Source organism: Thalassoroseus pseudoceratinae (genome assembly GCF_011634775.1).
Classification (GTDB): domain Bacteria; phylum Planctomycetota; class Planctomycetia; order Planctomycetales; family Planctomycetaceae; genus Thalassoroseus; species Thalassoroseus pseudoceratinae.
Genome location: NZ_JAALXT010000005.1, coordinates 421,418 through 434,592 on the forward strand (window position 1 = coordinate 421,418; position 13,175 = coordinate 434,592).

At 54.3% G+C, this 13,175-nt stretch carries 14 protein-coding genes; 5 read left to right on the plus strand and 9 right to left on the minus strand.

Annotated features, from left to right (window positions below; genetic code table 11):
• Window positions 1-164: 164 nt before the first annotated feature.
• From G6R38_RS19400 to surE, 3 genes are read left to right on the plus strand one after another with little or no spacing between them, the layout of a single operon-like run.
• Window positions 165-743: an FHA domain-containing protein gene (locus G6R38_RS19400; protein WP_166830120.1), complete on the plus strand. Its 579-nt coding sequence runs from the start codon at window positions 165-167 to the stop codon at window positions 741-743.
• A 6-nt stretch (window positions 744-749) separates the two neighbouring features.
• Window positions 750-1,391: an RsmD family RNA methyltransferase gene (locus G6R38_RS19405; protein ID WP_166830122.1), complete on the plus strand. Its 642-nt coding sequence runs from the start codon at window positions 750-752 to the stop codon at window positions 1,389-1,391.
• Window positions 1,392-1,422: 31 nt separating this feature from the next.
• Window positions 1,423-2,184, plus strand: a complete 762-nt coding sequence (gene surE / locus G6R38_RS19410; protein WP_166830123.1) for a 5'/3'-nucleotidase SurE — start codon at window positions 1,423-1,425, stop codon at window positions 2,182-2,184.
• A gap of 3 nt (window positions 2,185-2,187) precedes the next feature.
• Here surE and G6R38_RS19415 read toward each other — a convergent pair whose 3' ends face one another.
• The 5 genes from G6R38_RS19415 to ilvN form a co-directional block, all read right to left on the minus strand.
• The gene (locus tag G6R38_RS19415; protein WP_166830125.1) at window positions 2,188-3,981 is read right to left on the minus strand and encodes a sulfatase-like hydrolase/transferase; all 1,794 of its coding nucleotides are present in this window, start codon (window positions 3,979-3,981) and stop codon (window positions 2,188-2,190) included.
• A gap of 94 nt (window positions 3,982-4,075) precedes the next feature.
• Window positions 4,076-4,456 (minus strand): DUF4288 domain-containing protein, encoded by a 381-nt coding sequence (locus G6R38_RS19420; protein ID WP_166830127.1) that lies wholly within the window; start codon window positions 4,454-4,456, stop codon window positions 4,076-4,078.
• Window positions 4,457-4,593: 137 nt separating this feature from the next.
• Complete coding sequence (gene ilvC / locus G6R38_RS19425; RefSeq protein ID WP_166830129.1) at window positions 4,594-5,598, minus strand: ketol-acid reductoisomerase; 1,005 nt, start codon at window positions 5,596-5,598, stop codon at window positions 4,594-4,596.
• A 54-nt stretch (window positions 5,599-5,652) separates the two neighbouring features.
• Window positions 5,653-6,033, minus strand: a complete 381-nt coding sequence (locus G6R38_RS19430; protein WP_166830131.1) for a four helix bundle protein — start codon at window positions 6,031-6,033, stop codon at window positions 5,653-5,655.
• Between the two features lie 17 nt (window positions 6,034-6,050).
• The gene (ilvN, locus tag G6R38_RS19435; protein ID WP_166830133.1) at window positions 6,051-6,608 is read right to left on the minus strand and encodes an acetolactate synthase small subunit; all 558 of its coding nucleotides are present in this window, start codon (window positions 6,606-6,608) and stop codon (window positions 6,051-6,053) included.
• A 332-nt stretch (window positions 6,609-6,940) separates the two neighbouring features.
• Between ilvN and G6R38_RS19440 the strand changes: the two genes are divergently transcribed.
• Window positions 6,941-7,951 (plus strand): site-2 protease family protein, encoded by a 1,011-nt coding sequence (locus G6R38_RS19440; RefSeq protein ID WP_166830135.1) that lies wholly within the window; start codon window positions 6,941-6,943, stop codon window positions 7,949-7,951.
• Window positions 7,948-9,042: a tRNA dihydrouridine synthase gene (locus G6R38_RS19445; RefSeq protein ID WP_240928291.1), complete on the plus strand. Its 1,095-nt coding sequence runs from the start codon at window positions 7,948-7,950 to the stop codon at window positions 9,040-9,042. Before G6R38_RS19440 ends, G6R38_RS19445 begins: the two co-directional genes overlap by 4 nt.
• A 70-nt stretch (window positions 9,043-9,112) precedes the next feature.
• On the opposite strand, the gene G6R38_RS19450 is transcribed toward G6R38_RS19445, so the two are convergent.
• The 4 genes from G6R38_RS19450 to coxB are packed head-to-tail and all read right to left on the minus strand — an operon-like array spanning window position 9,113 to window position 13,129.
• A complete protein-coding gene (locus G6R38_RS19450) occupies window positions 9,113-9,580 on the minus strand; it encodes a cytochrome C oxidase subunit IV family protein (RefSeq protein WP_166830137.1) in 468 nt (155 codons plus the stop codon).
• A 45-nt stretch (window positions 9,581-9,625) separates the two neighbouring features.
• Window positions 9,626-10,414 (minus strand): cytochrome c oxidase subunit 3, encoded by a 789-nt coding sequence (locus G6R38_RS19455; RefSeq protein WP_206028642.1) that lies wholly within the window; start codon window positions 10,412-10,414, stop codon window positions 9,626-9,628.
• Window positions 10,404-12,110 carry a cytochrome c oxidase subunit I gene (gene ctaD / locus G6R38_RS19460; protein ID WP_166830139.1) on the minus strand — a complete coding sequence of 569 codons (1,707 nt, stop codon included), beginning with the start codon at window positions 12,108-12,110 and terminating at the stop codon, window positions 10,404-10,406. The genes G6R38_RS19455 and ctaD overlap by 11 nt, the downstream gene beginning before the upstream one ends.
• A 47-nt stretch (window positions 12,111-12,157) precedes the next feature.
• Window positions 12,158-13,129 carry a cytochrome c oxidase subunit II gene (gene coxB, locus G6R38_RS19465; RefSeq protein ID WP_166830141.1) on the minus strand — a complete coding sequence of 324 codons (972 nt, stop codon included), beginning with the start codon at window positions 13,127-13,129 and terminating at the stop codon, window positions 12,158-12,160.
• Window positions 13,130-13,175 lie beyond the last annotated feature (46 nt).

Below are 13,175 nucleotides of genomic sequence, written 5' to 3' on the forward strand. Positions count from 1 at the left end.
GTAGGACAAGTGAATTCAAATTCCACTTGCACGATATCAGTAGATCCCATTATAAACAAAGGTGCGGATCTCCAGGATTCGCCTGCCATCCTCCTATCATAACTGAGCCCTTCACATATTCCCATGTGAACGTCTCCACGATCAGTGTGCAACGGAGTCGATTCATGGCCACCTTGATTATCCAATTCGGCAAACACAAAGGCCGTCGCCTACCGGTTCCGCCCAAGGACTGCGTGGTCGGAAGGGATGCGGGATGCTCGATTCGGCTGGGATCGCCTGATATCAGCAAGCGACACTGCGTTGTGCGAACAACAGCCCGAGGACTGCTAGTTCGTGATCTTGGTAGCCATAACGGCACGTTCGCCAACGACGTCCTCGTCACGGAGCCAACGCTCCTGGAAGTCGGAGATGTGCTGCGTGTGGGTACGATTCCCTTTTTGGTCGCCAAGGAGTTGTCGAAGGAAACGGTCACCAGCAAACCAGCCGCCGAGCCATCTCAACGACGGACGGCGAGGCCGGAACGCAAATCCAAGTCGGGGGAAGATGAAATCCTTGGCTGGTTGACCGACGAAGAAGGTGACGGCCGCGACACGACAATCATCAGTGAAAACGGAATTGACCCCAACGCCGATTCGGATTCCGAAGCCGTACCCGCCCACGAGACGGAACAAGAAGGCTCGCTTGTTGCCCAGGCAGCGGATATCATTCGCAGATGGCGTCAAGAACATGGGCAAACAGGTTAATCCTTCGTGCGAATTATTTCCGGTCGTTTCCGTCGTCGAACACTGCAAGCCAACCCAGGCATGGTCACCCGTCCGATCACGGACCGGATCAAGGAAATTCTCTTTGAGCGACTCGGCCCCGAGGTGGTGGAGAACCGTTGCGTAGCCGACATCTTTTCCGGAACCGGCACGCTGGGATTGGAAGCGCTCAGCCGCGGTGCATCGAGCGTCGTGTTTTTCGAGCAGGACTTGAAAGCCTACGAGTTGCTTCGTGAAAACGTCGAGAAACTCGGCGTTCAAGACGAAACACTGTGCTGGCGGACCGATGTGTTTCGCACGTCATTCCGACCGAAAAACGTGGACGAGATGCTGCCGTTTGAACTGGTTTTCTTTGATCCGCCGTACAAATTGGTGGAAACAATGCAACCGGGGCGGCCGCTGTTCAAGTCGCTGCGTCGTCTGGCACGCGATACCGTGACCGCTGATGACGTCCTCATGGTGTTTCGCACGCCTGCGGATTCCGTCTTTTCCATGCCCGAACCGTGGACACGCGAAGACACCTGGCAGAAATCTGGAATGGATCTCCACCTCTTCAGCAAGACGACCGAGGTAACAGAGACGGCCGAGGTGACAGAGACAACAGACACAACCGAATCGACCGAGAGTTGACGCCGGCCGGTCAAACCACTGAAATGTCGGCATGAACTTCCTCCTGACAAACGATGACGGTATTCACGCTCCCGGTTTGGCCGCGTTGCAAGAGGTGGTCTCGACGCTGGGCGATTTCATCACCGTTGCACCACACGAGCACCTGTCCGGTTGCAGTCACCGAGTCGACACCGGTTCGCCGCTGTTGGCTGAGTCGGTTGCGGACAATCGTTACTCCCTGACCAGCACACCCGCCGACTGTGCCCGAATCGGTTTGACTCACCTTGCCAAAGACACGGACTGGGTCCTTTCCGGAATTAACGACGGGGGAAACCTGGGAGCCGACGTCAACATGTCTGGCACCGTGGCGGCCGTTCGGGAAGGAACTCTGCTAGGAAAGCCGGGGATTGCATTTTCCCAGTATCGCAAATCCCGCAGCGATTTCCCTTGGGACGCCCTAATTCCGGTTGCTCGGCGAATTCTGCTCACACTGCTCGAAACACCGCTGCATGCGGGCGCGTTCTGGAACGTGAATTTTCCGGATGTCGGTCGTGAAGCACTGACGCAGTGGGCGGAGGCGGATCAAATTCCCCTGATATACTGCGAACTCGACCCGCACCCGTTGCCGGCTCTCTACGAAGCTCACGAAGACGGCTACATTTATCGCGGTGTGTATGGCGAACGTGATCGGGTCTCGGGACGCGACATCGACGTGTGTTTCTCCGGCGGAATCGCGGTGACACAGATCCTGCCTCCCCGATCACTGAGTGCCGAGGAAATTGAAACACTTCGCCGAGACGCTTCGAGTAGCTAACGGTCAATCGTCGACGCGAGTCACACGAACCGCTTTGACTTCCGGCAGTTGTCCGCCCTGAATATTCGCCCCGCGAATGATGAGCCGCGTTTCCGCCGGCTGCAATTCAACTTCTCCCAGCGGCAAACTCTTCCACTCAAACTCCATCACCTCTTTCCGAGCAATGCGGTCGGGAGCTGGAACGGGTTTGGGGTCGTGCGGCTGAGTGATCGTCTCTGACAACGATTTGTCACCGATCGCGACGGTCAATTTCGCTCCCACTTGCGACTTCGGACATTTGTAGTCAAGCGACACCGCATACCGCCCCGGTTCGACGACTTCGACCGGCCACCACGGATAACTTTCGGTGTTCGTCCAGCCGGAAATCCAATCGTTCGCCCAACCTGCCGGACCGAAGTACCGAATTCCCTGCCCCTTCGCCGGATGTAAATACGCTTCGTGCCCTGGCAGAACCGTGGTGGGTCGGGCAGACAGACCAAGCGGAATCGGTAACGGCTCAAAACTGTCTTGCGTGACGTCCTGATAAATCGTCTCGTACGCTTCACTCAACTCGTCGACGACACTAGGATGCTTCTTCGCCAGGTCTGTGTTCTGCGACGGGTCGGTTTGCATATCGTAGAGTGTCCAGTTCGCTCCCGGATTTCGTCGGACCAACCGCCAACGCTGCGTTCGCACCGCGCCTTTCGATCGCTTGGCGGAACTCCCGAAACCGCGAAAGGTGAACAACTTGCGATCCGGCCAATTGTCGGCAGCGGTCTGGTCTGCGAGCAACAACGGTGAAAGGTCGAGTCCGTCCCACTTGCCATGCGAACCGGCATCGACGCCACAGAGACTTACCAACGTTGGTAGCAAGTCGATGTGCATGGCGATCGGTTTCACGAACCGCCCCGCGGGAATGCGGTCTGGCCACCGCACGAACAACGGCACCCGCACGCCACCTTCGTCGACACTCCCTTTGCGTCCCCGCATGTGACCGTCATACCGATCGGTGTTCGCTCCGTTGTCGGTCAAGAACAGCACGATAGTGTTCTTCGCTAAATCGAGTTCGTCCAACTTCGAGAGCAAGCGACCCAGGTTGTAGTCGATGTTTTCGCACATCGCATACGCACACTTGGTCGTCTCTGGCAGGTCTTTGTGGGCGTATCGCTGCCAGTACTTTTCGGGAACCTGCCAAGGTGTGTGCGGAGTGTTCATCGGCACGTAGCACAGAAACGGTTGGTCGTGGTGCTTTTCGATGAAGTTCAAAGCGTGATCCGTCAACACATCGATAATGAATCCGTCCGACTGAAACTCTTCGCCGTTGTGTTCAAGCGTGGTGTTGAAGTAGTTGTTCCAATGCCCGGCACAGAATCCGACGAACTCCTGAAAACCTTGCCCATTCGGATGCCAAGGATAATGCCGACCGTTGTGCCATTTCCCGAAACACCCGGTTTTGTAACCATTGGCGGCGAAGATTTCCGCAATCGTCACTTCTTCGGTCCGCATGTTCTCTTCGCCACGAGTCACACCATGCGTGCGTGTCCGAAGGTTGTACCGCCCGGTGAGCAAGCTCGCCCGAGTCGGTGCACACACGGGGCTGACAAAAAACCGATCGAACCGCGCTCCGGAAGCGGCCAGAGAATCCATCACCGGCGTGTTGATGTGCGGATTGTCGTGACTATGGACATCCCCCCAACCTTGGTCATCGGTCATCACCAAGAGAATGTTCGGACGCTGAACCGGTTCCGCCGCCAGACCGAACCGCAGTCCACACAGGATGCCCATACCAAGTAATGCGAATCGAATACCAGAGCGCATCGGAAGCCTTTCGAACCGACCCAAGAGTTGAGGAACGAATCCACAATGCCGATCTTTGGGATGAACTTCAACCGTTCCCGGACCGAGCCACTCGCTACTCGGCGTAAAGCACCCAAACTTCGTCGCCGTTGACGAACCGCTTCAAATCGTCTTCGGACTCAACTTCTAAAAATGAGTAGGACACCTCGATTCCATTCGGAAGTCCACCGCCCTCGGCATCGACGCTGACCAACTTCCGGATCCCTTCAAAGGTCAGATGAGCCGGACGATCGTCACACGTCATCGCGTTCGAGCCTTCCGGAAGCTCGGCGGCAGCGGTGCCTTTCACGCGTGCATCATCGGAATCATCCGCCTCAACCAGATAGACACATTCATGCACGGGGTAATTGCTTTGAACCCCATCGTCATACCGGACCAGAAAAACCGCATGGGCGGCGTACCAAGGCATTTCTCTCCCCTTCACAAAAAAACGCATGCTCTCTTTCTTCAAAGAGCATGCGTTTCACGATGGATGCAATCAACAGAACCGTGTTCAAACCAACGGGCACGACTCGGCAAATGACGTTCTCACCTGAGATTCATGCGAAAACACCGAGTTCGACCAACTTGGTTTTAGACTTCCTTGGAGTCGATCCAGGTCATCATGCTACGGAGTTCTTTGCCGACTTTTTCGATCTCGTGATCCCGGTCGCGACGTCGAGACGCTTTGAACGCGGCTTGACCGGCTCGGTTCTCGAGGATCCATTCTTTGGCGAATTGACCTTGTTGAATTTCGCTAAGAATCTTCTGCATCTCGGCTTTGGTTTCTTCGGTGACGATACGAGGACCGCGGGTGTAGTCGCCGAATTCGGCCGTGTTGCTGACCGAGTAACGCATGTAGTTTAAGCCGCCTTGGTAGAACAAGTCGACGATGAGTTTCAGCTCGTGCATGCACTCGAAGTAAGCCATCTCTGGCTGATAGCCAGCTTCGACGAGAACTTCGAAAGCCGCCTTCACCAAAGCGGACACACCACCACAGAGCACAACTTGTTCACCGAACAGGTCGGTTTCGGTTTCTTCGGCGAAGGTGGTTTCGATCACACCACCGCGTGTGCCGCCGATGCCTTTGGCGTATGCGAGGGCCAATTGACGGGAGTTTTCGCTCGCACCTTCAGCGAGAGCGATCAAGCTCGGCACGCCGCCACCTTTTTCGTATTCGCTACGAACGAGGTGACCCGGTCCTTTGGGAGCCACGAGAGCGGCGTCCACGCCTTCTGGCGGCTCGACCTGGCCGAAGTGAATGTTGAACCCGTGCGAACACAGCAGCAAGTTGCCGGCGGACAGGTTCGGTTTGATTTCCGCTTTGTACAAGTCGCCTTGGACTTCATCCGGCAGCAGGATATTGACCAAATCGCCCTTCGCGGTGGCTTCGCTGATCGGCAGCGGCTCGAAACCGTGGCTGACGGCCAAATCGTAATTCGCACTGCCTTTACGTTGTCCTACGATTACATTCAACCCACTATCCCGCAGGTTCTGAGCCTGGGCATGGCCTTGCGAACCGTAGCCGAGAATGGCAATCGTTTTGTCTTTAAGCAGTGAAAGATCAGCGTCGTCTTCGTAGTAAACTTTGGCAGCCATGGTTAACCAGGGGTCAGGGTTCAGAAAAACAGGTGTCAGCAAACAGAGTTCAAGTTACAGCGGTTTTATCAGAAATGGTTGCGGATTCTTGATCATTGCCCCAAGCATTCGGCCAATTTCCCGGCACGCCATGCTGAGGTTCTGATGTTGTTCGAGAGTGATATATTTGCAGTCTTTGGCGAAATCGAGCGAGGTTTCAGTCTCGGCGTTCTCGCCATCGCAGTCGGTCAACTTACTCAGGAAATGGGCCTCGTACCGTCGTTTCGCCCAAGCCTCTCTCAGATTGTTGCAGACTGACCGTGAGGATCGTCGAATCTGAGAGGTCAAAGCGTAGCGTTCTTCGACTGGAAATTCACGCGACAACCAAAAAATCGTCATCGCTGTTCGGTACGCTTTCCGGTAAACCGTCAACTCCCTGACCGACTGAACCGCCACGATCGAAGCTCCCAATGCTACACGGTCTCGGCTTCCTGCTTGCTGCCAACTGATTCCTGTCCACCGTCACCTGGTTCTTGATCCAGTCCTTCGGTGATGGACTTTCGGCGACAGATGGCAATGCGACCGGTGCGGGCAAGCTCGAGAATGCCAAACGATCGCATCGCGTCGATGAAGGCTTCGATCTTCTTTTCCTGACCGGACAGCTCGACCACAACATGCTCGGGCGAGACATCCACAATGCGGCCGCGGAAGATGTCGGTCAGTTCTTTGACTTGTGTCCGGTTGCCGTCGGTGGTTTGCACTTTGATCAACATCAGATCCCGTTCGACATAATCGTCGTTCGAGTAATCTTCGACGCGAACCACTGTGACAATTTTTTCCAGTTGTTTACGTACTTGGTCGAGGACGCGATCATCGCCATTGACCACAAAGGTAATCCGGCTGAACTCTGGGTTTTCGGTTTCGCCGACGGCCAAACTGTCGATGTTGAACGCCCGCGAAGCCAGCATGCCGGAAATGTGGGCCAGCACACCGGGCTGGTTAATCACCAGGGCGCTAAGAACGTGTCGCATGTCTTCAACCTTTGTTGCCACTCAATTTTCGAGCTGGCAATTTTCAAGAAACTGTCCATCATCTGTGTCGATGGACATCCGAACGGGAGCCACTTTCGTGTCGGACCTTGCCCGTTGTTGTGGAACGCACAGTGTAACGCCGAGATCATCCCCTGACAATCAACTCCCCAAGTGTCTCGATTCTTCCGTCCGGACAATCTACTCCGAATCAGGTTCGCCGGAAAAAACGGGATTTGCGGGGGTGGCCAGGGAGTGATAGAATTCATCTCCTGTTAACCTGATGGGTGTGGGCACCTCAGGCGGTTGGCTCACGCGGTTCGGAACACGCTACTATGAATGCTCATGACAATTTCTGGATGTGGTCGATTCCATTCGGCACCTGGTTTGGCGTGCGTGTACGAATCAGCATTTGGCTGCCGCTGATCGTACTGTACATCTTCCTGCGTCTCCCGTGGCCTTTGAATTTCGCGTTGGCGGCGATCGGGTTCGTCTCGATTTTGCTGCACGAGTTCGGGCACATCTTCGCCGCTCGCCTCACCGGTGGTTCCGGGGAAGACATCCTCATGTGGCCGCTCGGGGGTTTGGCATTTGTGAGACCGGCAAATTCGACGTTTGCCCAGTTACTCACACATGGCGGCGGGCTCCTCGTCAACCTAGCGTTGTGCTTGCTGGCGATTGTCCCGGTTTCGCAGTCCGGTTCCTTGGGAGCGGCGTTCTATCCCTTTCTAGTACCGATTCACAACATCACCAGTTGGCCACAGGACGTGGCGATACTGACTTGCTGGCTCAACTGGGTTCTCATCTTGTTCAACCTGATTCCAGTGATGCCGCTCGACGGTGGTCAAATGGTGCGGTCGATCGCGGCTTCGCATGTTGGAAGTCGTCGGGCGGTCGAAATCGGCACGATGGTCGGTTTTGTTGTTGGTGCGGTATTCATGTTGATCGGGATTTTCGTTCCTGATGGAGCCACAATTCGTGGGGCCTCCGTGGTGCTGTTCGGATCGTTGATCTTCATCTCGAACCTCATCGAACGACACCAGATGCAACAAACCGACGTCTACGATGATTCGTTTCTCGGCTACGATTTTTCGCAGGGCTACACCAGCCTGGAACGCGAAGAGGGTGCCGAACGCCGACCAGGACCCATCGCCCGGTGGCGGAAACGTCGACAGGAAGAAAAAGAACAAAAACGCTTGCTCGAACAGGCCGAAGTGGAGCGTGAACTCGATACACTTCTCGAAAAAGTTCACACCCAAGGGATGCAATCGCTCACCGAGAGTGAAAAACGGCGTCTCAAAAAAGCCAGCAATCGCTATAAACAGAAGGGAACGGGGTCAGAGTGAGCGGAATCATTGGCGATGCCAAACACGCCGCCTTGGAGCCGTTGCACCTCGGTTCGGTCCGGTTGGAAACTCCCATCGTGCAGGCAGCACTAAGCGGATATAGCGACGGTCCGATGAGGCGAATTGCCCGCCGAATGGGGGCTTCGTACACACTCTGTGAGGTCATGCTCGACAAATTTCTCGTCGAAGCAAGCCGCAGTCGTAAGAATCGCCGTCACCTAGAGATTGCCGACGAAGAACACCCCGTCGGCGGCCAACTCATGGGAGCCGACCCGGAACTGTTCGAACCCGCTGCTTTGCGGTTGGTCGAAGTGGGTTTCGACGTGATCGACATCAATTTCGGTTGTCCGGTCAAGAAGGTCTTGGGGCGGTGTCGTGGCGGTTTTCACCTCAGCCAACCCGAAGTGGCCATTGAAATCATGCAGCGTGTCCGTTCGGCAGTGCCGGCGGAAATTCCCGTCACCGTCAAAATGCGACGCGGAATCGACGACACGCCCGAAAGCCACGACCGGTTCTACCAGATTTTCGAAGCCGCGTTCGACAACGGTTTAGCTGCCGTCACCGTTCACGGTCGCACGGTGACTCAGCGGTACATCGGCCCGAGCAAATGGGAATTCCTGCGGGAACTCAAGGCGTTCGCCGGCGATCGTGTGGTACTCGGCAGCGGCGATTTGTTCGATGCAGCTAGTTGCCTACGAATGATGGACTACACCGGTGTCGATGGTGTGACCGTTGCCCGCGGTGCGATTGGTAACCCTTGGATCTTCAAGCAAGTCGCACAACTTGCCGCCGGGCTGCCGATCGAGATTCCGACGTTGCACGAGCAACGAAGCGTCATTGCCGAGCATTTCCGTCTGGCGATCGAACTCTACGGCCCCGAACACGGTTGCCGTATGATGCGGAAATTCGGCGTGCAATTCGCAGAACTGCACCCGGAACCCGAAGCTGTCCGCGATGCTTTCGTCAAATCGAAACAGCCATCACAATGGATGGCTGCACTTGATCAATGGTATTCCGAAGACGCACCCGGTCGTGTTCCGCCGATCGAAGAACCAAATCCGGTGTGTGAATCACCGAGTGCCGCTCGCTAACGCGGTTGGCTCGTTCTATCTCGTGTCCACAGCAGCGACTGAGGACCGTCATACGGGCTTGAAGGAACCTCTACTCCGATTCCGCCTTGGACTCAGCTTCGTGTTCTCCAAGCTCGCTCGTTTGAGTACTGTCTGGGCTTGGGAGATCATCCCACGGACCACGATGGATGTAGTCCGCAAAGGTGATGGTGAACAGAATCGCCAGGAACATGAATCCGGATGCCGCAAAGCATTGCCGAAGCGGTGTTGCGTATTTGACTTGCATGAAGAACAGCAAGATCAAGATGGCTTTGATCGTGGCGATGACCAACGCAATTGTCAGGTTGAGAAACTCGCCAACATCGATCAACGACGCTCCATAGGTGATGATCAACAAAAAGATCAACGCCCCGAAGACTGCGTAGTAGGTTTTCTTCTCAACAAAATGATGCGACATGATGGTATTGCTGTCTAAAACAGTTACGGACGCCCAAATGACCGTCGAGAGCCGTTTGCCTTTGATCGTTGCTGGTTCTGTCTCGTGGAGGCCCGAAAGCATGGTTTTTTCGAAGCCCACCACTCACACAGAAGCCCAGAATCCAGTCTAGCGAATGAGATAAAGTAGCGGGTACAGGAAGACCCAAACGATATCCACAAAGTGCCAATACAGCCCGCACATTTCGACCGGCGTGTAATACTCCGAGGAGTAGGAATTCTGAAACGCCTTGTACGCGTAGATGCCCAAAATCGGAATGCCGATGATCATGTGCAATGCGTGTAAACCGGTCATGCCGAAGTAAAACGCCATGAAGATCCGTACGTGCTTCGGCTGCACAGCCTTGCCATGAGCGACAATCGCTTCCGCATGTTCGATCGCGGCTTCATCACCCGACTCTTGCGCGGCTTTGAGTTCTTCTTCGCCATGTTCCAGTAGCAGTCGTTCGTCGTCCGCCAAGTGGAAATTTGGACCGGGAACGAGGTGATGCTTGAACTTCTCGTAGTACTCGAAACTCTTCACTCCGAGAAAGATCGTGCCCAAAATGATCGTGATCACGATGAGCTTGCCAGCACCTCGGGAGTTGTTCGTCTGCGCGGCATGGACCGCGAGCACCATCGTCAAACTACTACACAACAAGAACAGGGTATTGACGAATCCTAAGATTCCGCCAATGCCATGACTGAGGTGCAGGCTCCCCTCGATGAATGCCAAGGGGTACGTTGAACGATAGATGGCATATCCCGCGAAGAATCCGCCGAAGAACATGACTTCAGTGGTGAGGAACGCCCACATACCAAGATTCGCGGCTTCGAACTGCTGTTCGGCGTCGTCGAAGTGATGCGCGACATGCGGGTCGTGTTCGTCATGATCAGTCGAGACAGTCTCAGTGGCCACTCGCTGACTCCTCTGTTGTTGTTTCAGGAATGTATCCCTGATTCATCTTGGCGGGATCGGCTGGTTCGCCGCGTTCGGCTTTCCGTAGTTCTTCGTCCAACACATCGTACTCATACGGCCCTCGCGTCACGATGGGAGTTTGGTCGAAGTTGAACGTGGTGGGCGGAGAAGGCGTAATCCACTCCAGACCGGTTGCATTCCACGGATTGCTGCTCGCTTTGGGACCGTACCGCAACGACCATAGCAAATAAATCAACGGGATTAAGTAACCAATGCCGAGAATCGAAGCCCCAGCGGATGACATCACATTCAGGATTTGAAACTCTTCCGGATAGATGTGATATCGTCGTGGCATCCCCAAGTAACCAAGCAGGAACTGAGGGAAAAACGTGAGGTTGAAACCGACGAAAATAATCACGGCGGAAACACGAGCCCACCACTCTGGATACATACGGCCTGTCATTTTCGGCCACCAGAAATGGATTCCGCCGAGGTAAGCCATCACCATCCCGCCCACCATCACATAGTGGAAGTGAGCGACCACAAAATAGGTATCGTGCAGGTGCACGTCCAAGGCAATGTTCCCCAGGAACAATCCGGTGAGGCCACCGATCGTGAACAACCCGATGAAGCCCAAGGCGTACATCATCGGCGTGTCCCACGTGATGGAACCTTTGTAGAGCGTCGCGGTCCAGTTAAAGACTTTAATCGCCGATGGCACGGCTACAAGCATCGTCAGGAACGAGAACACAATTCCGACATAGATGCTTTGACCACTCACAAACATATGGTGGCCCCAAACGAGGAACCCAAGCACGGCAATCGCCAAACTCGAGAACGCAATGAATGAGTAACCGAAAATCCGCTTGCGGGAGAAACAGGTGATCAACTCACTGACAACGCCCATTCCCGGCAGAATCATGATGTACACAGCCGGGTGGGAGTAGAACCAGAACAAGTGCTGGAACAACAGCGGATCACCGCCAAGGTTAGGGTCAAAAATCGGAAACCCAAACGCACGTTCGATCGCGACGAGCAAAATCGTAATCGAGACAACAGGCGTCCCGAGCATGATGATGACACTTGTGGCATACATCGACCACACGAACAACGGAAGTCGGAACCAAGTCAGTCCGGGGGCTCGCATCGTGTGAATCGTGACGAGGAAGTTTAGCCCCGTCAAAATGGACGAAAACCCGACGATAAACACACCCACAGCCATCACCATCACATAGCTATTTGTGAAGGTACTACTGTAGGGTGTATAGAATGTCCAACCGGTATCGACACCCCCAATGATGATCGACACCAATGTCAGAATTCCACCGACCATATAGACGTACCAACTCATCAAGTTGAGTTTAGGAAACGCCAGGTCTTTTGCACCGAGCATCAGTGGTAACAGGAAGTTTCCTAACACCGCCGGCACCGACGGAATCAGAAAGAAGAACACCATCATCACGCCATGCATGGTGAACATCTTGTTGTATGTCTCGGAGATCAAAAGATCTCCCTTCGGAGTCATCAACTCCAATCGCAACGCGACAGCGGCGGCCCCTCCGACAAAGAAGAACAGCGTGATCGAAATCATGTACATGATCGCGATGCGTTTATGGTCGACAGTCAGAAACCACGACCAAATATTATAGCTCGCGTTGAGATAGTTGCGTTTCGGTGAAATCGCGGCTGCAGCCATGACTATTAAACTCAAAAGGTAAAGTCTGCGAGTCGAATCAGTTCGATTTACTCGTTAGGTTTCTTATTGTCGTAAGCGGCTTGGTCAGCCTTTTCTTCGAGTGACTCCAAGTAGGAAATCAATTGGAGGACCTCATCTTCACTGACTTCATTCGCAAACGTCGGCATGACGGCTTGATGACCGGCGGCGATTTTTTCGTTCGGGTCGAAAATCGATTCCCGGATGTATTCCTCATCGGCCACAATTCGCCGACCACCGTTTAGGATTCGTTCTTTCCCGAGAATCCCCACCAGCGACGGACCTCGTCCACCGCCATCATGCAGGTGACAGTTGTTGCAATGATACTTCTCGAACACCTCTTTACCGGCCACATCGGCTGGTTCACTCGTTTGTTCATTGAGCCATTCGGCGTAGTCGGCGGCTTCCATCACATGGACCGTGCCGATCATCTCGGAGTGGCTCGTGCCACAATACTCGGTACAGAACAGGTGATACTCTCCGACTCGCGTCGGCTTGAACCAAACATAGGTGTACCGGCCTGGCAGCACGTCTTGTTTGATACGAAAGTCCGGGATGAAAAAGCTGTGAATCACATCCTCGGAAATCATCTTCATTTCAATTGTTTCGCCCACGGGAATGTGCAGGTCGTTGATTTCCTGCTTCCCGTTGGGGTGCTGATTCTTCCACATCCATTGTTTGCCAACAGTGTAGAACTGCTCATGCTCCGCGGGTGTGCGTTCCATTTCCAAGAACACGACCACACCCCAGCCGAACATGACCATGGAAATCACAAGCGGAACAATCGACCAACCGATTTCAAGCAGCACGAACTTACTGCCATCGAGTTTCGGTTGTACGGCGTTCGGGCGGCGTCGGTATTTGATGGCAAAGAAGATGATCAACGCGCAGATCAACGCCACAAAGAAAAACGATGTTGAAACGAGGAACCAGTTCAACTGATCGTATTTCTCCGCGAAGGACGATGCCTGTCGTGGGTATAGCCGAAATTCGCTTTCCATATCGGTCTGCTTTTGACGAACGAAAAATCAAAATCGAGTCTATTGG

Excerpts from the sequence above, each read along its gene's own strand:
- surE (WP_166830123.1), top strand. The coding sequence starts at position 1,423 with ATGAACTTCCTCCTGACAAACGATGACGGTATTCACGCTCCCGGTTTG.
- ilvN (WP_166830133.1), bottom strand. The coding sequence starts at position 6,608 with ATGCGACACGTTCTTAGCGCCCTGGTGATTAACCAGCCCGGTGTGCTG.
- G6R38_RS19420 (WP_166830127.1), bottom strand. The coding sequence starts at position 4,456 with ATGCGTTTTTTTGTGAAGGGGAGAGAAATGCCTTGGTACGCCGCCCAT.
- G6R38_RS19415 (WP_166830125.1), bottom strand. The coding sequence starts at position 3,981 with ATGCGCTCTGGTATTCGATTCGCATTACTTGGTATGGGCATCCTGTGT.
- G6R38_RS19400 (WP_166830120.1), top strand. The coding sequence starts at position 165 with ATGGCCACCTTGATTATCCAATTCGGCAAACACAAAGGCCGTCGCCTA.
- G6R38_RS19440 (WP_166830135.1), top strand. The coding sequence starts at position 6,941 with ATGAATGCTCATGACAATTTCTGGATGTGGTCGATTCCATTCGGCACC.
- ctaD (WP_166830139.1), bottom strand. The coding sequence starts at position 12,110 with ATGGCTGCAGCCGCGATTTCACCGAAACGCAACTATCTCAACGCGAGC.
- coxB (WP_166830141.1), bottom strand. The coding sequence starts at position 13,129 with ATGGAAAGCGAATTTCGGCTATACCCACGACAGGCATCGTCCTTCGCG.
- G6R38_RS19450 (WP_166830137.1), bottom strand. The coding sequence starts at position 9,580 with ATGCTTTCGGGCCTCCACGAGACAGAACCAGCAACGATCAAAGGCAAA.
- ilvC (WP_166830129.1), bottom strand. The coding sequence starts at position 5,598 with ATGGCTGCCAAAGTTTACTACGAAGACGACGCTGATCTTTCACTGCTT.